Origin of the sequence: Flavobacterium sp. NPDC079362 (assembly GCF_050267765.1) — a bacterium.
In the GTDB taxonomy this organism is placed as follows: domain Bacteria; phylum Bacteroidota; class Bacteroidia; order Flavobacteriales; family Flavobacteriaceae; genus Flavobacterium; species Flavobacterium azizsancarii.
The window spans coordinates 63,262-85,109 of the sequence record NZ_JBNNFM010000006.1; the positions used below are offsets into that span (position 1 = coordinate 63,262).

A 21,848-nucleotide genomic window follows, 5' to 3' on the forward strand; every position below is an offset into this window, starting at 1 on the left:
CATATTTATTTTTGATTATGATTAGAATGGTATAATTATGAAAATGAGTTATATTCGCAGAACTTAAACAAAATAACATGAAAAAAATAGTTTTATTCTTAACCATGTGCTTAATGGCTTTTCCTGTAAAAGCTGATGAAGGAATGTGGTTTTTGATGTTTATCGAAAGATTGAACCATAGAGATATGGAAAAAATGGGCTTACAATTAACGTCCGAAGAAATTTACAGCATTAATCATCATAGTTTAAAAGATGCGATTGTACAATTTAATGGAGGTTGTACGGCAGAAATTGTTTCTAAAAATGGTTTAGTTTTAACAAATCACCACTGTGGATATGATGCTATTGCAGAACTTTCTTCGGCAGAACGAAATTATCTGAAAGATGGTTTCTGGGCAAAAGAGAAAAGTGCTGAGATGAAACCAAAATCATTATATGTTCGTTTCTTCGTTCGTATGGATGATGTTTCTAAAAGAATTTTATCTAAAGTAAATGATAAAATGACTGAGACTGAAAGAAACAAAATCATTCAGCAAGAAATAAGCCTGATCGAAAAAGAAAATAATGAAGGTGGAAAATATACTGTCTCCGTTCGTCCTTTCTTTCAGGGAAATGAATATTATTATTTCGTTTATCAGGATTATACCGACGTTCGTTTAGTGGGAACACCGCCGGAAAGTGTTGGTAAATTTGGTGGAGACACTGATAACTGGGAATGGCCACGTCAAACCGGTGATTTTTCTATGTTTAGAGTATATGCTGATAAAGACGGAAATCCAGCAGCTTATTCTAAAGACAATGTGCCTTTGCAGCCTAAACATTACTTGCCTGTAAGTATTAAAGGTGTAAAAGAAAATGATTTTGCTATGATTTTAGGATATCCGGGTAGAACAAACCGTTGGATGCCAGCTGGCGGAATCGAACAAAACATTAAATATGCATATCCTGCATGGGTTGAAGGTGCTAAAGCCGGAATGGATGTAATGAAAAAGTACATGGACAAAGATGCAACAGTTCGTTTGCAATATGCGTCTAAATATGCTTCGACAGCAAACTATTGGAAAAACCGTCAGGGTATGATTGATGCTTTAACAAAAGCAGGAACAGTTGATGTTAAGACGGCACAAGAAGATAAATTCTATGAGTGGGCAACTAAACCGGCCAATAAAGAGAAGTACGAAAATGTAATTCCAACTATTAATGATTATTACAGATCAACAAATCTAAAAGCGACTCACGATAATTACTTAATGCAACTTTTGCGTACTTCAGGTTATGCTGCAGGACCGGCAAATTTAGGAAATGCATTGATAGCTTATTATAATGAGAATGATGCTAAAAAAGCTGAGATGCTTCCTAAGATTAACACATTGATCGATAATATTTACGGTGAATTTTATGCCCCGCTTGAAAAAGATATATTCGCAGCACAATTGAATTTATATACTTCAAAAGGTGCAGAATATGGTTTAGGTACGCAAATTACCAAAATGAAATCAGAGAATAATGGTAATTTTGCTGCTGATGTAGCAAAGGCAACTGAGATCAGTTACTTTACGACTAAAGAAAAAGTATTAGCATTTATGGCTGATCCAAAACCATTGGCAATTGTACACGATCCTTTGTATATTATTTCTAATGATTTAATGACAAAATACCGTTCTAAAACTGATGATCAGTCAAAAGCTGATGACGGATTTGCAACTGCTTACCGCGAATTGGTTGAAGGTTTAAGAGAGTCAAAATTAAATACGATTCAATATCCGGATGCAAACTCTACTTTGAGACTGACTTACGGAAAAGTTCGTGCTTTGCCTGCTGACCCTCGCAACGATGCGAAAATAAACAATTATACAACCATGGAAAGTATGGTAAAAAAGTATAAAGCAGGAGATCAGGAATTTGATTTGCCAAAACGTTTGTTAGAATTAAATAAGAAAAAAGATTACGGGCAATATGCTGACAAAGAAGGATATATGCCGGTAAATTTCCTTACAGACAATGATATTACAGGAGGGAATTCTGGTTCACCGGTTCTAAACGGAAAAGGAGAATTAATAGGTATTGCTTTTGACGGAAACATCGAAGCTATGGCCGGAGATGTTATTTTTGATCCTAAATTACAAAGAACGATTAACGTAGATATTCGTTACGTACTTTGGATTATTGACAAATACGCAGGAGCTAAGAATATTATTGATGAGTTGACTATTGTAAAATAATCTCAATTTATTTATAAAAGTAAACCCGATAGATTTTAGATCTCTCGGGTTTTTTTGTGCCTAAAAAATAGGATATTCTCAACGTATGTGATTTCTCCTTGCGTCGAAATGAACAAAACGAAACGAAATAATGGTTCATTTTTGAATTTTATATACTGTTTTTAATTCACCTTTACCCGAATTCCTTTTGTATGACTTGCAAATTCTGGCGCATACATACTTTCAATAGTTGTAATTCCGTTTGAGAATTCACCACTGTTGTTTACCCTAATGACATATTCGATAACATAAGTTCCTTTGTTGACAGTATCAAAAAAGAAATGAGTTGCGGCATCTTTGGTACTCATATAATAACCCAGTCGATCTTTGTATTGATATTCTGAAAGTACATTGACAGGTTCAAAACACGAAGCTCTCATATCTTTCAGATGAACAAACTCCATATCTTCTTTAGATTTTATAATTAATCTTACCGTAACTAAATCTCCAATTTTCAAAGGATTTTTAGTTGTTATTCTTTCTAATTCATTCCCTTTTAAAGTATTCATTTTAAGATATAATTCTTTTGAAACCGATAAAACTGCTCCCGAATTGGTTTTGATTTTATCCAAATCTTCAAAATACTGCCAATAAACTCCACCAAAACCAGGAACTTTCGATTTATTCTGAATGCTCACAGAGGCCATTTCTTTTTTGATTTCATCCGCTTTCCAGTTCAGTTTAATATAACCTGTTTCAGCTTCTTTTTCGTTTTCGGCTAACTTTTTGGTTAGGATTTTTTCGTTTCCAATTTTAATGATAGTATTGTCTTTTACGGATAACCAATCATTTCCTTGCATCAATAAAGCATAAATAGCTTCAGTCGTAGATTTTGTGGTTGGCCAGTTTTTGCTTTGCTTGTTTTTTAATAACCAGACTTTCATTGCCTCTACAGATTTTGTGTCGTGATTCACTTCGGCGAAAGCCTCAATCAATAAAGCCTGAGTTTCTATAGGCGCTTGATACCAATACCAGCCTGCTTTGTTGGCAATCCAGTACATGCCCCAATCTTCGTTGTTTGAAGAGGTTTCTTTTAGGCTTTCTATTATTTTTTTAGCCGTTTCAATTTCTCCAAAACGGTTTAAAGTCAAAGCAGCCAATCCTTTTTCGTAAAGAGAATACTTTAACCAATCTTTTTTGGCTGTTTCCAAATACAATTTAGTTGCTTTTTTCAAAGTATCTGATAACGGATATTTTTCTAAATAAAAACTTCTGGTATATAAAAAATGCAAATCAGAATAAGGATTATTCCAAATTAGTTTATCTGTTGTTTTTAAGTTTTTTGTCTGACCTTTATAGTATTCTAAGAATTTATTGTCCAGAAACGGAATTCCGGTTTTAGCAATTGCATCAATTTTATCCTCATTGTCTTTTGTTTTATTCAATTTCGATAGATGACCTAAACCAGCCAGAATATGTCTGGTAATATATTCGCTTTCATAGTTTCCTCCAAACCACGAAAAACCTCCTGATGGTAGTTGTTTTTGTTTCAGTTTTTCGAAAGTAGCTTCTTGAGAAGTTTTCATTTTTTCTAAATCAAATAAAAGTGCGAGATTATTTTTCTTTTCATCTTCGCTTTGAGCGTCATTTAACCAGGGAGTTTCTGCCAGAATGATCGATTTTAATTCTTCGTTCTCTTCTAATTTTGAATTTGGTTTTCCGTTCTTTCTCCAGTCTTCAAAAACAGTTGCAATCTTCGGATTACTTGAAATGATTTCTGAAGCTACAGCATTGGCATAAAAACGCGCAAAAGTCTGTTCGGCACATTCGTGTTCATATTCCATTAAATAAGGCAAAGACTGAATTGCAATCCATGAAGGATTTGAAGTATATTCAAATGTTAGCTGATGATTTTTTAAAGTAGTAGAAGTGTTATTTTTTAAATTCTCAAACGTATATTCTTTAGTAGAATTTTCACGAACCCAGATTGGGATACTTTCTGTAATCAATATATTATTGGTAAGTACAGGAAGTATATTTTCTTCTCCGTCAGAAAAATTACCTGATTTAGCCAGAATTTTATATTGCACACCTTGTAAACCATCAGGGATAGAGATTGTCCAAGTTGCTGTTGTATTTCCAAAAGCTCCAACAGTAAAGTTTCTAACGTTTTTTGTGTTCAGGATTTTGGTATCAATAGGTTGCATTGTTACAGCATCAAAAAACTGTAAAATCGCAATTCCTGTTTTTGCCTGATCAGTGATATTCGAAATTTTAGCAGAGATTGCAATTGTATCTTTTTCTCTAAAGAAACGTGGGAAATTCGGCAAAAGCATTAACTCTTTTTGAGTCACAACACTTTTCTCTAAAAGACCGGAAACAGCCTTTTTATTATGCGCGAATAAACGAAGTTTCCAAGAAGTTAAAGCTTCCGGAGAAGTAAAATTGAAACTTACTTTTCCAGTTGCATCTGTTCTTAAATTAGGATAAAAGAAGGCAGTTTCTGAAAGATTTTTTCTTGCTTTGACTTGTGTTAAGACTTCTAGGGCTTTTTTGGTTGTAATGATTATTACCCCGTTTGAGCCTTTGCTCCCGTACAATGCTTTGCCTTTATCTCCAGTTAGAAACTCTATGTCTAAAAGATCATCAGGATTTATTTTTTTGAAATTACTTTCAGAAGAGATTTCTCCATCAATTATATATAAAGTTGATTCATTGACAACCATTGAGGTTAAGCCGCTGACGATTTTTTTTCCAGGTATAAATTTGATTTTATTTGTTTGAAAATAGTATTCAGCATCATTTGTAGTTTCTGAAGCTTTGGCTACCACAGGTTTTACAAATCGAACACTGTCTACTTTGGGTATTGCCGCGGTATTATAGACTTGATTATCTTCCTGAACTACCATAGCGGCAGCCCCAGCACCAACAGGAGAATCAACTGTTAAAACAGCATCAGGATCTCCTTTGATAGTTTCAGAACCTACTTTTTTGTCTTTAATTTCAGTTATAGAGTAATTAAGAGAATCACCATATCTACTATTGTAAAAGTCAAAACCAAACCAGTTTAATTTTGTTTCTTCTTTATAGAATTTATCTATAGACAGATCTTCATCTAAGTTTTCTAAAGAAGCGTTTATACTTTCAAAACCTAAACCAGATTTAAAATTGGAGGAGTTGTAATGGTAATTATTTATGTTTAAAATATTCCAATCTCTTATTGTAAACTGATCGAGAGAACTGTCATACATAGATGCCAACACTTCTGCTTCGGTTTTGGCATTGATTGATTTTAGTTTAAATGACCACTTTTCAGTACTTCCGGGTTCGATTTTATTTCTAAAACTCTCCACAGTGAATTCTAGTTTAGATTCTTCTGTTTTTAGTGGAACGTTTATTTCATCTTCAAAAATTTCGTTCTCAAAAATGCTTTGAAAACCCAAACGCATTGAATTTTCAAATTCATTTTTTAACGGAATTTTGATTGTGACTTCATTGTTTTGTAAATGATATGTGTTTTCAAAATAGGTTTGATTGCCATAATTTCCGTTTGTAATGATATAAAGATCCGGAATTACAGAAGATAGTTTGACTTCGACAAAACCATCTTTTTTAGGATTGCTATTAATTTGTTCTGCCGTAAATAATTTACTGGGATTAAACTTGTCTTTGCTTTGTTTGATTTCAAAAGTCGAAACAGATTCTATCGGAGTATTAAAAGTGTCTTTTGCTGAAAAAACAATTTTATAATTTCCGGATTTATAATTTGAAATAAAATCCAGCGCTATTTTTTTATCTTTTTCGGTATCTATTTTCTTTGAGAATAATAAAGTTTTGCTAGGTTTTTCGGTTTTAATTTCACGGATTTCATAAGGAAACAATCTTTCAAAATCAGCTGTCGAAATGGTTTCGATTTCTGGTTTTGGCCAAACTTGTTCTTTGAATTTATTAGAAAATGGGCGTACGAAATATAATTTAATTTCGCCTTTTGCTGCTAAAAACTCTCCGTTTAAATTGGTACTTGTAAGGGTGATTTCATTTTTGTTTTTAGTTTCAATACGACTTGGAATGCTTGCATTGATAATCAAATCATGATAACCTACTTTTATGATGGTTTCTGAGGTGTGAGTTTCTCCATTGATATCTATAACATCAGCCGTTATTCTGTAATTAAAGATGGGTAATTGTTCTTTGATTGCATTTTTCGAAGGTTCGGCTTTAAATTCAATTACAAATTTCCCTGAAGCATCTGTTTTGGTTTCACCAGTTGCTATAGTTTCATTTTGTTCCTGACCGTAATAATTTCTAAAATAACTTGTAAATCGATTCACAATATAAGTCACTTTTGCATCAGAAATATTGCTGCCTGCAAATGCTTTTGCAATTCCGTTTAGCTTAATAGACTGATTTACCTGAAAACTTTCTTTTTTAGGATCAAAATCTACTTTGAATTTTGGACGTTTGTATTCTTCAACTCTAAAATTAATTCCTGCGCTTTCAAGTATTACCGCTTTCCAGAAAGATTCATTTGGACTGTTTTTTATATCAAATTTTCCGTTTGTAGAATCTTCAGGTCTTACAGCATAAATATTATAATTACCAGTTAAACCGCTTTTTGGCAAAACAAATTCGCCTGAAAATGAGCCAAATTCATTTGTAGTAACTTCAAATTCTTTAAAATTCTGATAGTTAACATCTTTAATCATAATTTTAAAAGAAGTATTAGCAACGATGCTCGTTTTGTTTTCTTGCTTTTGAATTGCAATTCCTTTGTAGTAAACAGTTTGCCCGGGACGGTAAATAGAACGATCCAAATAAAATTCGACTTTTGCTTTTAAAGTCTTGTATTCGTTTGTATTGTATCGCTCTGTATATCGAATATAATTTTGGAGTGGCAAAATGGTATCGTTCTCTAATGAAAACTCAGTATGATCATTATAAGAATGATTGATACGTCCAACATAGGATGCAAGGCCGTTTGTATCTGTTTTAAGTGTATAATAGGACGATTTTATAGACACATTTTCCAGAGGCTTTCCTGTTTTTCGATCCAAAACCTGAAAGTTTTCTTTACTATCTCCTTGAGATGCCAGAATACTTAAGTTTGAAACCGTTATAGTTTCAAACGTAGAAGCTTTTTTGTCTTTTAATCCGGAATCGCTTTCGAAATAAACTAAATAACTTCCTGTTTCTAATTGCGGCAATAGAACTTCTGTGCTATAGTCAAAATAGTCATTTTTGTTTTGAAGTTTGTACTCGTTAGAGGCAATTGCACTTTGATTTTTTATAATTATCTCAGTTAAACTATCTTGTTTGTAGAAAACTTGTGAGTCTGAGAATTTTTTTAGGGTTTTTTGATCTATTTTATAGAATGATATTTTTAAGTTATCAATATTTTTATAGTTGATAAAAGCTCTGGTATTCTCTTTTATATAACTGTATTTTTTAAGTCGAATGTCCAATGATTTAGAAATAACATTTTGTTTTTGCTGTAAGGCGGTTTGGGATTCATTCGTTTTATCATTGATCATTATAATATCGTCATACATTTTGACAGCGTCAATTTTATAATTCGGATGTAATTCTTTTGAAGCTTGGGAAAGTAGAAGTTCGGCCTTTTTTAGCAGAATTTTTTGAGTAAGAATTTTGTCTTTTGTCTGTTGTTGAAGATCATTTAAATACTTCGTTAAAGCTTCCGTAGATTCTGGTATGAAATCACTACAGAATGTAACTCGGTTAAATTGATTTTCTAAAGAAGGATTGCTTGATTCTAACTTTTGATATAAAGCAATAACTTTTCTTAGGTTTTCATCTTTTATAAAACTTAAATCAAGTTTCAAAAATGCTTCCGAATTTCCTAAAAGTTCGTTTTTATGTAGTGCTATTTCACTATTTTGAATTTGCCATCTTTGTATTTTTTCAGTAAAAAAACCGATGTTTTCTTTAACTAGATAATCATATAAGTTTTCCGTTTTTAATTTTTCTAAAGACAAAAAATCAAAAATAGCCTGATAATTTAAGAGTGGAGTATTTTTTAGAATTGATTCGTTTTCAAGTGTTTTTTCCATAACAGCAATAACTTCCTTTTCAGATGTAAATTCTGTTGATGGACTTTGATAATCCTCAGATGAAGGAACTTCAACACTATCTGCTGCGGCATATGCTGCTTCGTCTACAACTGCGGCAGCACTATCAACAACTGTGACAGCATCATCATAATTAGAATAATTATTTAAGCATTTTGCATACACCAAATTCAAAATTGCTTTAGACGGTATTGAAACCCTATTAATATCGGTTTTAAGATTGCTTAAGATTTTAGTTTTTGTATTTTCATCAACTACCTGTAAATATTTAGAGTGATAAAAAAAACATTTTATCATTTGTACTTCATCTTTATTCGAAACAGCTTTTTTGTAGATTTTATATACTATCTCGTTAGCAGATTTTATTTTGCCTTCGTTTTCATAGGCAATAACCTTATCCCATTTCTTATCATTTTGTTGTGCAAATAATGCTGTTGAAAGCAAAAGGAAAACAAATAAAACATTTTTCATAAATCAATTTTAATATATAGAGTGTTATTTTTTGATAAAGGTTGGGAAGCTTTAAAAATAAATTTCGTACAAATTACTAATTTATCTCTAAAACCAAATGAGACATTTTATATTTCCTTATTTTTGAAAAATAATTAGCGGGTTTTATTAGTTATTTGCTATTTCGATTAACCAATTAAACAGTTTAACGATCAAACATTTTAAATGAGAACACATTTCATCGCAATAGGCGGAAGTGCCATGCACAATTTAGCATTAGCATTACATAATAAAGGATATAAGGTAACGGGTAGTGATGATGCTATTTTTGAACCATCAAAATCAAGATTGGATAAAAAAGGAATTTTGCCTGTTGAATTAGGTTGGTTTCCTGAAAAAATAACTGCTGATATTGATGCAATAATTTTAGGAATGCACGCAAAAGCAGATAATCCTGAATTGTTGAAGGCGCAGGAATTGGGTTTGAAGATTTACTCTTATCCTGAATTTTTATACGAACAGTCTAAAAATAAAACACGCGTTGTAATTGGAGGTTCTCACGGAAAAACAACAATTACTTCGATGATTTTGCATGTTATGCATTATCATAATATCGAAGTCGATTATATGGTAGGAGCACAGCTGGAAGGTTTTGACACCATGGTACATCTTACCGAAGACAATGATTTTATGGTTTTGGAAGGCGATGAGTATTTGTCTTCTCCGATAGACAGACGTCCTAAATTTCATTTGTACCAACCTAATATTGCGTTGATTTCCGGAATTGCGTGGGACCATATTAATGTGTTTCCAACATATGAGAATTATGTAGAACAATTTGAAATTTTCATTGCTAAAATTACAAATGGTGGAATCCTAGTTTATAACGAAGAAGATCTTGAAGTAAAACGTGTTGCTGAAGCTGCTACAAACCCAATTCGTAAATTGGCTTATACAACTCCAAAATATACTGTAAGTGATGGCGTAACTTTATTAGAAACTCCGGAAGGCGATATGCCAATCGAAGTTTTTGGTGCGCATAATTTAAATAATCTTGCCGGAGCAAAATGGATTTGCCAAAATATGGGGGTTGACGAAGCTGATTTCTACGAAGCGATTGCCAGTTTTAAAGGAGCCTCTAAACGACTAGAAAAAATAGCAGAAGGAAAAGGCAAAGTAGCTTATAAAGATTTCGCTCATTCGCCAAGTAAAGTAGCTGCAACAACAAAAGCAGTAAAAGAACAATACCCAAACAGAACATTAGTAGCTTGTTTAGAGTTGCATACTTATAGTAGCTTAAATGCTGAGTTCCTCAAAGAATATGAAGGAGCATTAGAATATGCAGATGTTGCGGTCGTCTTTTATTCTCCGGATGCCGTAAAAATTAAACAATTAGAAGAAGTTACATACGATCAGATTGCAACGGCTTTTAATCGTAAAGATTTAATTATTTACACCAATCCAACTGAATTCAAGGAGTATTTATTCAATTTAAATCTTGATAATTCGGCTTTGTTATTAATGAGTTCCGGAAATTACGGTGGACTTAATTTTGATGAAGTTAAAGAATTAGTTCTTTAGAAAATTTGATAATTAGAAAATTTCTGAAAATGCCAATTACAGTTTTGTGGTTGGCATTTTTTTTGAAATACTATTTTATTATTTATGAGTGATTTTTCTTGTTTTTAAATATATTAGTCTTTTAGATTATAGAAAGATGAATTCAAAAATAAAAGTTGTAAAAACAACGAGCGAAAGCTATAACAATTATTGCTGCCTTAGAATTAGGCCGCAGAAGAAGGACAGAGGATGCTTCGAAATTAGTAAAAATTACTTCCAGTAAAATGGTTTTGGAAATGATGCAGCCTATTAATGGCGAATTATCTCATGAGGAATTTTGGACGCTTTTTCTTAATAATTCGAATAAAGTGATTTAAAAAGCACAATTAAGCAAGGGTGGTATCACAGGCACAATTGTCGATGTGCGTCATGTTTATAAATGGCTTGAAATTGGCGCTACAAGCTTGATTTTGTGCCATAATCACCCTTCAGGTACATTGCAGCCAAGTGATGCTGACAAACTAATAACAAAGAAATTAAAAGCAGCGGGACATAGTTTAGATGTTAAAGTTTTAGATCATTTGATTATTACTGAAACAAAATATTATAGTTTTGTAGATGAAGGAATTTTTTAGCTTATGAATACCACTATTACCGACGTTTTTTTTGATTTGGATCACACACTTTGGGATTTTGATAAAAACTCTGAGATGGCTTTTGACCGAATTTTTAAAAGTAGGTTCCCCGAAATTAAAATAGAAGACTTTATTGCAAAGTACGCTCCAATAAATCAGGAGTGCTGGAAATTGTATCAACATGATAAAATCACGCATGTTGAACTGCGTTACAATAGATTGAAGTTTTCTTTTGATGCTTTAAATATTGAAATTTCTGATGAAGATATCAATCAGATTGCAATTGATTATATTGAGTTTTTGACAGATAATAATCATCTCTTTGATGGTGCTATAGAAGTTTTAGAATATTTAAAACCAAAATATAAATTACATATCATCACAAATGGTTTTGCAAACGCTCAGGATAAGAAAATTAATAACGCTGCACTTTCAGGTTATTTTGATACAATAACAAATTCTGAATTAGCAGGCGTAAAAAAGCCAAATAGTATTATCTTTGATTACGCTGTAAACTTAGCCAAGGCTTCAAAAGAGAATAGTATAATGATTGGCGATTGTCTTGATGCCGATATAAACGGTGCATTAAACGCTGGTTTGGATGCTATTTTTTTTAATGATAAAAAAGTTGAAGCTCCGGAAAATATTAAACAAATAAACCATTTATTAGAACTTAAAAAATATTTATAATTATGAGAATAAAATTTTTATTGATTGCGCTTCTTACTTCTATTATTGGATTCTCGCAATCTGTTAATGATTACAAAGCCGTTATTGTACCTTTAAAGTACGATTTTCTTAAGTCGGAAAATCAATATAGAACGGCAACAATGACTAAAGCAAATTTAGTAAAAGCGGGTTTTCAGGCTTTTTATGGTAATGAAGAAATTCCGGCAGGTTTGGGTGATCGTTGTGAATTTTTATACGTTGATGTAAAAAAAGACAATGGTTTTTTAGTTACTAAACTTTTCGTGGAATTTAAAGATTGCTACGGTAAAGTAATTTATACTTCAGATATAGGAAAAAGTAAAGAAAAAGAATATGAAGTAGCTTATAGAGAATGTCTTGATTTGGCATTTGCTTCTATCAACGCTTTGCATTATAAATATAATGGTAAAACTGTAAATTCTACAAAAGCACCAACCACTTCGATTCCGGCAGCTCAGATTGTACCTGCTACGGCAATTTCGACTCCAACTGCTGATTTGAAAGATCCTAACTTATTGTTTGCTCAGCCAACAGAAAATGGATATCAGTTAATCGATAAAACGCCAAAAGTGGTGATGAAATTGTTAAAAACATCACGTCCGGATTCGTTTATTGCTATAAAAGATGGTATTCAGGGATCATTAAATGCAAAAGACAATCAATGGTTTTTTGAGTATTATAAAAATGATCAATTAGTTTCTGAAAAAGTTTCAGTAAAATTCTAAAAATAAAATATGGTTTTAATAACCATATTTATCTTTCCAACGGTTCTTTAAAAATTCGCGGTTGCTGTTCTCTCGAGAGTTGCTTCCCGGATTATAAAGAACCGTTTCTTTTACAGCTTCAGGTAAAAATTCTTGCTCTGCAAAATTATTGGCATAATCGTGCGAATATTTGTATTCATCTCCATAACCTAATTCTTTCATCAGTTTGGTTGGTGCATTTCTTAAATGAATAGGAACAGGCAGATCGCCCGTTTGCTTTACCAGTTGCTGTGCATTACCAATCGCCATATAAGAAGCATTGCTTTTAGGAGAAGTCGCCAGATAAATAGCACATTGACTTAATATGATACGGCTTTCCGGATATCCAATAGTGGCCACAGCCTGAAACGTGTTATTAGCCATTATAAAAGCTGTTGGATTTGCATTTCCGATATCTTCACTGGATAGAATAAGCATTCTTCGGGCGATAAATTTTACATCTTCACCACCTTCAATCATTCTTGCTAACCAATAAACAGCTCCATTAGGATCGCTGCCTCGAATTGATTTTATAAATGCCGAAACGATATCATAATGTTGTTCGCCACTTTTGTCATACAAAACAGTATTTTGTTGCACCAATTCAAAAACACGATCGTTTGTAATGATGATTTCGTCTCCATCGGAAGCATTTATTACAAGTTCAAAAATATTCAATAATTTTCTGCCGTCTCCACCAGAAAGTCGGAGTAAAGCTTCCGTTTCCTTTAGGGTAATGTTTTTTGAAGCTAAATAGCTGTCCTTTTTCATAGCACGATGTAGCAAAGCTTCTAAGTCTGATTTTGTAAAAGCATTTAGAATGTAAACCTGGCAACGTGACAATAATGCAGGAATAACTTCAAAACTGGGATTTTCTGTTGTTGCTCCAATAAGAGTAATCCAGCCTTTTTCGACCGCTGCCAAAAGCGAATCTTGTTGCGATTTGCTAAAGCGATGAATCTCATCAATAAATAAAATAGGATTTTTGGCAGTAAACAATCCGCCGCTTTGCTTTGCTTTTTCAATTACATCACGTATGTCCTTAACGCCTGAATTTATGGCACTCAATATATAAAACGGACGTTTAGATTCCTGGGCAATAATTTGGGCCAGGGTTGTTTTTCCTGTTCCCGGCGGTCCCCAAAAGATCAATGAAGGAATAAGTCCTTTCGAAATTTGTTGGGTCAACGAACCGTTTGGTCCAACTAAATGGCTTTGACTAATGTAGTCTTCTAATTGCTGTGGGCGAATACGCTCGGCTAAAGGTGCTTCCATTTTGTAAAATTACTATTTTCAATTTTAAATCTATATTTTTAGAGTTAATTCGTGCTACCTGCTATGTTTTTTGTTGCTATTGATAACAATTCAGAGTGACTAAGAAAGATATTCCTTGCATCATTGTTAGAGTCGTATTGTGTAGTTTTTTCTTTTAGCTGACAAATTATCAGTAAATTGTAATTGGATAGTTTTTTGATAACTTCAAATAACTTATTTATAGCATTATGAACGACAACCACTTTAAATTTTCGAATACCGTTATTGGTCTTCCTGTCTTTTTTGTTCTTTTTTTGTGGATTGTTTATTGGGTACAAATCCGTTTCGATTACGACTTTTATCAATATGGAATTTATCCTCGTGATTTCTCAGGTTTACAAGGTGTTTTATTTAGTCCTTTTATTCATGAAAATTTAAGCCATTTATATAATAACTCCATTCCGCTTTTAGTATTATTGGCAGCGATGCAATTTTTTTATCCAAAGCAATCTTTGTCTGTGATTGTCTTCGGAATTTTGTTTTCAGGATTAATAACCTGGACTATTGGCCGCTCAAATTATCATATAGGTGCAAGTGGACTAATTTATGTGTTGGTGAGCTTTATTTTTTTTAAAGGAATTCAAACCAGGTATTATCGTTTGGTTGCACTTTCATTATCGGTTATTTTGCTATACGGAGGAATGATTTGGTATGTTTTTCCGGACGTTGACAAAACCATCTCTTGGGAAGGTCATTTGGCTGGTTTTATAACTGGACTTGTAATGTCTTTCTTTTATAAAACACCCGAATATGCTAAACCTATTGTTTATGAATGGCAGAAACCAGATTTTAATCCGGAGGAAGATGCGTTTATGAAACATTTTGATGAAGATGGAAACTTTGTAAACACAGAAATTGAAGATGAAGAATTTGTGACTGTTCCCACTTATTATAATTCAAATGTTTCTGTTAATTATACTGTAAGAAGAACAGAATCTGAAGACACGTTATAAACCTGTAAATTTCGATTTGATAATAATTGACTATTTTTGTTTGAACACCTTAATTTTAATTTGTTTGTTATGAAAAAGATAAGTTTGATAATCCTGCTTTTTATGTTTTTGTTTAATTCAAAAGCAATGGGACAATGTGATGTCAAAAATAAAATCCAGGCTGATGGATCTATGGTGTACTATTTTGATCCTGCTGTTTTTTATACAACAAAATCTAAATCTTTAAAAATTAATATAGTTACTGATAAAGAACATTATTTTGTTTCGTTGCAGCCAACACCGTTCCCGTCTAAAAAAGATGGAAAAAAGATTAAGAATGATTTAATAATCCATCTTGCGGATAATAAAGTTTATAAGTTGGCACATTATGATACGCAATACATGCGTAACGATTCCGTAATGCAAGTTTTATATTTAATAGATGCGAAAGATCTTGCTTCATTTTCTAAATTTGAAGCTTTATTGGCTGAAATCAGTTTAGAAGAAACTGATTTTGTGCATAACTACACTTTCAAGCTGCATAAAGACGCTATCGTAAAACAGCTGGCTTGTTTTATGGAAAAGGAAGGTAAATAGTTGTTAATCCTCTTTAGTCGGTTCACTTTTATGTAATAATTTTTTATTTATATTTTTAAAAAGATTATTAAAAGTTACAGTCAATGATGCGGCATTTACAATTTGATTTTCCTCATCTCTTGGGAGGTATTCATTTGCATAAGTTAATTCAATCTGTATGTCGTCAGTATATAAGTAACCAGCTCCAATGTTTAGTCTGTTTCGGTCAAAAAAGCTTAGGCCAGTTACTTTAGTTCCAGATTTAAAAAAAAGCTCATCTGAAGCGACCCCGTAAACTACACCTTCTCTTAGAACTTTACTGTTTATAGGTTGTAAGTATTTTATTTGTTGCCTATATCGTAATACATTGTCATAGGTTCCGTCTTCACTTCGCATATGTCTTAGCTCCATTCTCATTCTGGTGCTTAAAGTATATCCTGTTTTATGAAAGTAGTAGATTCCCTGTAAAGCAAAACGAATTTCGGGAGATTTAAATTGTCCAATTTCAGGAACGTCCTTATTGAAATTGTAGGCTAAGAATGAAGAGAATTTCCAACGGGGAGAGTAGTAGTAATGTCCCCATAATCGTGCAGACCTTTGTATGTTTTGTTGAAAAATATTAGAGGAGAATTCCGTGCTGCTGTATGCAGCTGCTAAATCCAATTCAGTCGACCACTTTTCATTAATGGTTCGTGTGAACTGAACTTCATTCCAAAATTGATTATAAGTAGTAGTTTGTCCGTAGCTAATACTTGTAATCAAAAAAATTACAAGTATTAAACCAGGCTTTTTAAGAGATATGTTATGAGTAGGGTTTAAAGACATCAATTGTTATATTAATTTGTCATCCTAATTCCTCAATACTATTTAACTTCTTTGTCTAACGGTTTCGTATAAAAATGCTCCGCAAGCTACAGAAACGTTTAATGATCCTATTGATCCAAACATTGGCAATTTTGCTTTTTCATCAACGATTTTAAGTACAGAAGGGTTTATTCCTCTTTCTTCAGATCCCATGATAATGGCTAACGGTTCGTTTAGTGCGACGTCATAAATGTTTTGATCTGTTTTTTCAGTTGCAGCTACAGTTTTAATTCCTGATCCCTGAAGATAAAAAATTGCATCTTTAATATGTTCAACTTTACAAATAGGGACATTAAATACAGCTCCTGCAGAGGTCTTAACAGTATCTCCGTTTACAGGGGCAGAACCTGATTTCTGTACAATGATTCCGTTTACACCAGTACATTCTGCAGTTCTGATAATAGCTCCAAAATTACGGGCATCAGAAATCTGATCTAATATTAAGAATAATGGTTTTGTTCCGGAAGCAATAGTTGATTCAACTAAATGTTCCAGCTCTATAAATCCAATAGGGGATATAGTTGCAACTGCTCCCTGATGGTTGTTTGGTGTTAATCGATTTAATTTTTCTACAGGTACGTACGAGAAATTAATGTTAGCGCGTTTCATCACTTTCATTAAGTCTTTCATTAATTCTCCCGAAATCTCTTTTTGTATAAATACTTTATCAACTTCTTTACCTGCTTGAATTGCTTCTATAATGGCTCTAATTCCAAATATTTGATGTTCTTTTTCCATGGCACAAATATAGGAATAATGTTTCCAAAAAAAAACCACACTGAATGAACAGAGTGGTTTAGCATTTGTTTTATATCTTAATAAATAAGTTTGTTAAGTTTGCTAATTGTAAAAAGGGCACTTATCGTGAGATAAGTGCCCTTTTTTAAGTTATTTGGAATTAGGAATACTATTATCTAGTACCTCCAGCCCACCAAACTTTTTCTTTATATACATAAGTACCGTCTCCGAATAGTTCTTTGATGTTAGCATTTGTACTAACGTCAGATAAACCGTAAGCGAATCTTTGTGGGAACAATTCAGGTTTTGGGTTTACCATAGGGATAAGGTCTCCATTACCCATTGCTTGTAAACGTCTGATGTCGTTATAAGATTCAATACCTTCATTTTCGAAGAAAGAAATATGTTTCTCTACCATTATTTTTTTCAATAATGCGTTACCAGTTAAGGTTGGTATAGTAGCAATATATGCATCTGCCTGAGCAGATGTAAATGTAACTGCTTGTTTTTTAGCGTAAGCCGCTTTTATTGCAGCATTCATAGTTGTTTGCGCCTCAGGTAAACCTAATCTAGCTTGTGCCTCAGCTTTCAGGAATAATAATTCGTGGTAGCTTAACAAATAGATAGGGTTTGACGAACTCATAATAGCTGAGATAGAATATCTACCTTGTGCTTCTACGTCTGCTTTTGAATTGTCAAAAGGAAAAACAACGCCATTTATTTTTGTGAAAAATGCAGCAGTACGAGCGTCAGCAGCACCATTAGCTACCATAGTATCGTAAAAACTTTTAGCTACACTTATTGCAGCTCTGTCCAATTGAAATCTTGCGAAAGGATTTGGAACGCTACCGTTTACAAGTTTTAGTTCGTCGTCGACACTAGCAAAAGAAGCATTTACGGCATTAATTACACCTTGATAATCAGCTTTTCTAAGAGATAATCTCATAGTGTATCTTGCTAATAAACCATTGGCTGCTTTTATCCATTTTGCAGAATTTCCGCCATAAATAACATCCTGAGTTCCCAAAGTTGGAAAAGTTGATGTTTTGTTCAGATTGGCAATACCTTCATTTAATCTTTTGAAGATGTCAACATAAATAATCTCTTGTTTGTCTACTTTTGGCTGGTAGATTACACCTGGTTTTCCAGCTTCTGTGTAAGGAACATCTCCATAAAGATCTGTAAGAACCGCTAAATTATAAGCTGTTAAGATTTGAGCGATACCTAAAGTCTGGTAGTTTCCTTTTTCTTCACCTGTAGAACATTTGTCTATAATTATTCCTAATGTTCTTAGTTGTTCGTAAAGATTATCCCATCCATTACTATAAGTTGATGCTAATGCTGGATCATTACGTCTAATCTGCGCGCTATACATTTGGTTGTGACTTCCTGCATTTAATTCAGAGTAGATTCCTCCATAAAAAGAGGCGTCAGAACCTGTTACAGTGAAAGAAGAGTTTACCATTACATCTGTAATAATTAGTCGACTAACTATATCCGCAGGATTGTTTACATTCTTATTTATATCATCCATCTTGTCTTCAGAACAAGATTGGAATAAGAATAGAGCCATTAAAGCTGTTATTGTTATTTTTATATTCTTCATTTGATTTTTTTTTAATTAAAATGTAAAGTTCAATCCAAAACCAATGCTCTTAGTTTGTGGCATTGACCATTGTTCGAATCCACCAGAAAAGTTATTATTTCCTTGTGATGCTTCTGGATCTAGGTTAGGCATTTTAGACCATAATAAAATGTTTCTTGCGAAAACTGAAGCTCTAAGGTCTACAGTGTTGTTTAGTAATTTAGGAAATTGGTATCCTAAGGTAACTTCTCTTAATTTTACAAAACTTGCATCAAAAACAGAAGCCTCAGCAATTCCATTTAATACTGCCTGTAAATCTTGTTGAACTGCATTTGAACCTCCAATTACAATGTCATTTTTAGTTCCGTCTTCTTTAACACCTGGGTATACAAATTCAGAAGTTCTGTCTGCTGTTCTGGCATCTACGCCGTAGAAAGCCATTAAGTTATTTGAACCACTGTACATTTTACCACCATTTTTCCAATCAACAACAGCTCCTAATGAAACTCTTTTGTATGTTAATTGAGTAGAACCTCCTAAAGTAAATTTAGGTGCAACTTCTCCTAATGCTTTTAATTCACCAGCCATAGGAAGACCATCTGAGTCTACTATAATGTTGTTTTTGTCATCTCTGGCAAAGCTTGTGCCGTAAATTACAGGGAAACGATCTCCAACACTAGCTCTAAGTTGTGGCGTTGTAAAACCACCTAAAAAGATATTGTCTACGCCCTCTTTTAATGCTAGTACTGTAGCGTCGATTTGAGAGAAGTTCACATTGAATGTCCAGTTAAAATCTGCAGTACGTACAGGATTAACACTTAAAGTTAATTCGTGTACTTTGTTAAGCATTTTTCCACCATTTGTCTTGTATAAAGCTGATCCTGTAGAACCTGCTAATGGAACGTCGAAAATCTGATCTGTTGAATTTTGTTCAGAGTAAGTATAATCAATTCCAACTCTGTTATTCAAAAATTTCAAATCAACCCCAACCTCATACGATTTTGTATTTTGTGGTTTTAAATTTGGGTCATACAATAAGTTGTTAGGGATAAATGAGCTTGTTCCTCCTGCTAATGGATAGTTTATAGGAGATCCAGACCAAAATCCACCAACGTAAGAAGGTGTTGTGTAATAATTACCTACGTAGTCACCCGCTTGTCCAACTTCAGCAATCGATCCTCTAACTTTAGCATAAGAAAGAAAAGATTTTCCTTTTAGTCCTTCTAATTCTGTTACCACAAAACCTAAAGAGGCTGATGGGTAAACGAAATCTCTATTTCCTCTTGGCATGTTAGATGCAATATCTTTACGGATAGTACCACCTAAGAAAATCATGTTTTTGTATGAGAATTCAACGTTACTGAAAAAACCAACAGTACGTGTTTGTCTGCGGTACTCTTCTGACGTTACTGTTCTTGCGTTGGCAATTGTAGGCCATCCTCCAATGTTGAAAGCAGTTCCACGATCATCATATTCTTTAGTGTTTTGATGATTGTATTCATTTCCAACTAAAACATTTACATTAAAATCATCAGTAATATTTAAGTTGTAGTTGATAGTAAATAATGAGTTGATTACATCATTTGTTGTACCATAAAGGTGTGCGCTACTACTTTGTCCTGATAAGTCAAGTTTGTTTCCAAACTCAAAGATATCTCTGTAGCTAGTTGTCCATGAGTCAACACCAGCCTGGTATTTAACAGTTAGTTTCTGTCTTCCGCTTTCGCTTATGATAGGAGAGTACTGAATGTATCCATTTCCGTAAAAACGATTGGTTTTCTCGCTAAATTCATTGTGTTTAGCAGCCCAGTAAGGGTTGTTGAAGTTAGTATCTCTAAAATAAATTTGGTCGTAATCATTAAACGGATTAGAGTAACCATTTCCTTTTAAGTCGTAACTTCTTGGGGCAGCAAATACACCTATAATAGCAGCGTCGTTTCCAGCTGTACTTTTGTCAATTTTAGTTTGTACATAGTTTACAGAGAAACCAGTTTTCCACTCATTGTTTAATTTTGTGTCTACAACTGCTTTTGCAGTATATCTGTTCATACCTGTTGAAGGAATGATACCATCTTGTTTTGAATTTCCTATACCGAAAGAGTAATTTGTTTTTTCAGTTGCTTGTGCAATATTCAAGGAATTGTTGATCGTGATTCCAGTATTGAAAAAGTCATCAATATTGTTATGAGCCTCAGGAGTTACCCATGGGTCTAGACCAGCTTTTACTCTTTGTGGTACAAAATATTTACCGGGTCTTAATACTCCGCCATTGTTTGCATTGGCAACATTTCCACCGTACTTAGGATCGTTTGGTAATTCTGAGATTTTTGGTCCCCAGCTCATTGAAGAGTTTGGAATGAAATCTCCATAAGAACCTTGCGCATACTCATTTTGAGTTTGTGGCTTTTTTGAAATTGTTTCAAAACTTGTAGAAGTGTTGAAAGTAATAACCGGCTTGCCGCTTTGAGCTAAGTTTTTTCCGCTTTTCGTTGTAATTAAAATTACACCATTAGAAGCTCTTAAACCGTATAACGCAGATGCAGCTTGTCCTTTTAAAACGTTGATTGACTCAATTTCGTTCGGGTCAATATCGACAGCTCTGTTAGCAATGTCAGATCCGGTAACACCATTTTGTGTGCTGAAATCTGGTTGTGATGCAACAGGCATTCCATCAATGACATACAAAGGAGTATTGTTTCCTGAAAAAGAACGAGCACCACGAATTACGATCTGAGAAGAAGCTCCTGGAGCACCACTAGAAGGAGTGATTGATACCCCTGCTAACTTACCTTGCAAAGCACCAGAAAGACTGTTGTTGTTTGCTCTTGTAATGTCCGCTGCTTTTACTTCTTGTGTCGCGTATCCAAGTGCACGTGTACTTTTCTTAACACCTAATGCTGTAACTACAACACTTTCCAGTTCTACTGAATCGTTTTTTAGTTTTGCATTAACACTAGCTGAACTAGCTGGAAGCTCCTGGGCTTTCATCCCAATGTAGCTAAATATTAATATTTGATTTGGTGCTGCTTTGATAGAATATTTTCCGTCAAAATCAGTTTGTGTTCCTGTTTTTGTTCCTTTAACTAATACACTAACACCCGGTAAAGGCATTCCTGTATTGTCAGAAACTGTTCCAGAAACAGCTCTTTCTTGCGCGAAAGTAAGTTGCGCAACTAGTACTAACAATAGCACTAAGAATCCATTAAACTTTAGTTTCATTTTTAAATATTTTGAATTAGTGTGACAAAACTCTTAATTATTCGTTAACTTTCCTAATGGATTTGATGCTTTTTTTGATGATAGTTTAAACTTTAACATTATTCTCGTTATAATGTTAGTTGCAAATTTTTCTGGATTTGGCAGTGTTTTTAACGTGGTTTTTAAGTTTTTCTGGTTTTTTTTTTGCTCTTTAAGTTTTTGAATTTGAGAGTTTTAATATCTGTGATTTATGTGTTT

Annotated in this window: 12 protein-coding genes and 1 pseudogene; 7 read left to right on the plus strand and 6 right to left on the minus strand. The window is 33.3% G+C overall.

Features of this window, described 5'->3' with window-relative positions; translation table 11 throughout:
- The first annotated feature begins 77 nt into the window (after positions 1-77).
- Entirely contained in the window at positions 78-2,222 is a 2,145-nt protein-coding gene (locus tag ACQKCJ_RS07950) for a S46 family peptidase (RefSeq protein WP_271334593.1), read from the plus strand.
- Between the two features lie 161 nt (positions 2,223-2,383).
- Here the strand turns inward: ACQKCJ_RS07950 and ACQKCJ_RS07955 are convergent, their stop codons facing one another.
- Positions 2,384-8,758, minus strand: coding sequence for an alpha-2-macroglobulin family protein (locus tag ACQKCJ_RS07955; protein WP_427401737.1), 6,375 nt, complete (start codon positions 8,756-8,758; stop codon positions 2,384-2,386).
- Between the two features lie 204 nt (positions 8,759-8,962).
- Between ACQKCJ_RS07955 and ACQKCJ_RS07960 the strand changes: the two genes are divergently transcribed.
- The 4 genes and pseudogenes from ACQKCJ_RS07960 to ACQKCJ_RS07975 all read left to right on the plus strand — a co-directional run bounded on the left by ACQKCJ_RS07960 (position 8,963) and on the right by ACQKCJ_RS07975 (position 12,365).
- A complete protein-coding gene (locus ACQKCJ_RS07960; RefSeq protein WP_427401738.1) occupies positions 8,963-10,318 on the plus strand; it encodes a UDP-N-acetylmuramate--L-alanine ligase in 1,356 nt (451 codons plus the stop codon).
- Positions 10,319-10,488: 170 nt separating this feature from the next.
- Positions 10,489-10,932 (plus strand): annotated as a pseudogene (locus ACQKCJ_RS07965) (JAB domain-containing protein); the annotation flags it as partial.
- A gap of 3 nt (positions 10,933-10,935) precedes the next feature.
- Complete coding sequence (locus ACQKCJ_RS07970) at positions 10,936-11,622, plus strand: YjjG family noncanonical pyrimidine nucleotidase (protein WP_427401739.1); 687 nt, start codon at positions 10,936-10,938, stop codon at positions 11,620-11,622.
- Positions 11,623-11,624: 2 nt separating this feature from the next.
- Positions 11,625-12,365, plus strand: a complete 741-nt coding sequence (locus ACQKCJ_RS07975) for a hypothetical protein (RefSeq protein WP_271334597.1) — start codon at positions 11,625-11,627, stop codon at positions 12,363-12,365.
- A 15-nt stretch (positions 12,366-12,380) separates the two neighbouring features.
- On the opposite strand, the gene ACQKCJ_RS07980 is transcribed toward ACQKCJ_RS07975, so the two are convergent.
- On the minus strand, positions 12,381-13,658 hold the full coding sequence (locus tag ACQKCJ_RS07980) for a replication-associated recombination protein A (protein ID WP_271334598.1): 1,278 nt from the start codon (positions 13,656-13,658) through the stop codon (positions 12,381-12,383).
- Between the two features lie 227 nt (positions 13,659-13,885).
- Here ACQKCJ_RS07980 and ACQKCJ_RS07985 point away from each other — a divergent pair, with 227 nt between their 5' ends.
- Both ACQKCJ_RS07985 and ACQKCJ_RS07990 read left to right on the plus strand, forming a co-directional pair.
- Complete coding sequence (locus ACQKCJ_RS07985; RefSeq protein ID WP_427401740.1) at positions 13,886-14,650, plus strand: rhomboid family intramembrane serine protease; 765 nt, start codon at positions 13,886-13,888, stop codon at positions 14,648-14,650.
- 69 nt (positions 14,651-14,719) lie between these two features.
- Positions 14,720-15,226, plus strand: coding sequence for a hypothetical protein (locus tag ACQKCJ_RS07990; protein WP_427401741.1), 507 nt, complete (start codon positions 14,720-14,722; stop codon positions 15,224-15,226).
- A gap of 3 nt (positions 15,227-15,229) precedes the next feature.
- Here the strand turns inward: ACQKCJ_RS07990 and ACQKCJ_RS07995 are convergent, their stop codons facing one another.
- From ACQKCJ_RS07995 to ACQKCJ_RS08010, 4 genes are all read right to left on the minus strand, one after another.
- A complete protein-coding gene (locus tag ACQKCJ_RS07995) occupies positions 15,230-15,967 on the minus strand; it encodes a DUF2490 domain-containing protein (protein WP_427401742.1) in 738 nt (245 codons plus the stop codon).
- A gap of 105 nt (positions 15,968-16,072) precedes the next feature.
- Complete coding sequence (gene rlmB, locus ACQKCJ_RS08000) at positions 16,073-16,807, minus strand: 23S rRNA (guanosine(2251)-2'-O)-methyltransferase RlmB (RefSeq protein WP_271334602.1); 735 nt, start codon at positions 16,805-16,807, stop codon at positions 16,073-16,075.
- 172 nt (positions 16,808-16,979) lie between these two features.
- Positions 16,980-18,413: a SusD/RagB family nutrient-binding outer membrane lipoprotein gene (locus ACQKCJ_RS08005; protein WP_427401743.1), complete on the minus strand. Its 1,434-nt coding sequence runs from the start codon at positions 18,411-18,413 to the stop codon at positions 16,980-16,982.
- Positions 18,414-18,428: 15 nt separating this feature from the next.
- Positions 18,429-21,611, minus strand: coding sequence for a SusC/RagA family TonB-linked outer membrane protein (locus ACQKCJ_RS08010; RefSeq protein ID WP_427401744.1), 3,183 nt, complete (start codon positions 21,609-21,611; stop codon positions 18,429-18,431).
- Positions 21,612-21,848: the final 237 nt, after the last annotated feature.

Excerpts from the sequence above, each read along its gene's own strand:
- ACQKCJ_RS07950 (WP_271334593.1), top strand. The coding sequence starts at position 78 with ATGAAAAAAATAGTTTTATTCTTAACCATGTGCTTAATGGCTTTTCCT.
- ACQKCJ_RS07955 (WP_427401737.1), bottom strand. The coding sequence starts at position 8,758 with ATGAAAAATGTTTTATTTGTTTTCCTTTTGCTTTCAACAGCATTATTT.
- ACQKCJ_RS07960 (WP_427401738.1), top strand. The coding sequence starts at position 8,963 with ATGAGAACACATTTCATCGCAATAGGCGGAAGTGCCATGCACAATTTA.
- ACQKCJ_RS07970 (WP_427401739.1), top strand. The coding sequence starts at position 10,936 with ATGAATACCACTATTACCGACGTTTTTTTTGATTTGGATCACACACTT.
- ACQKCJ_RS07975 (WP_271334597.1), top strand. The coding sequence starts at position 11,625 with ATGAGAATAAAATTTTTATTGATTGCGCTTCTTACTTCTATTATTGGA.
- ACQKCJ_RS07980 (WP_271334598.1), bottom strand. The coding sequence starts at position 13,658 with ATGGAAGCACCTTTAGCCGAGCGTATTCGCCCACAGCAATTAGAAGAC.
- ACQKCJ_RS07985 (WP_427401740.1), top strand. The coding sequence starts at position 13,886 with ATGAACGACAACCACTTTAAATTTTCGAATACCGTTATTGGTCTTCCT.
- ACQKCJ_RS07990 (WP_427401741.1), top strand. The coding sequence starts at position 14,720 with ATGAAAAAGATAAGTTTGATAATCCTGCTTTTTATGTTTTTGTTTAAT.
- rlmB (WP_271334602.1), bottom strand. The coding sequence starts at position 16,807 with ATGGAAAAAGAACATCAAATATTTGGAATTAGAGCCATTATAGAAGCA.
- ACQKCJ_RS08005 (WP_427401743.1), bottom strand. The coding sequence starts at position 18,413 with ATGAAGAATATAAAAATAACAATAACAGCTTTAATGGCTCTATTCTTA.
- ACQKCJ_RS08010 (WP_427401744.1), bottom strand. The coding sequence starts at position 21,611 with ATGAAACTAAAGTTTAATGGATTCTTAGTGCTATTGTTAGTACTAGTT.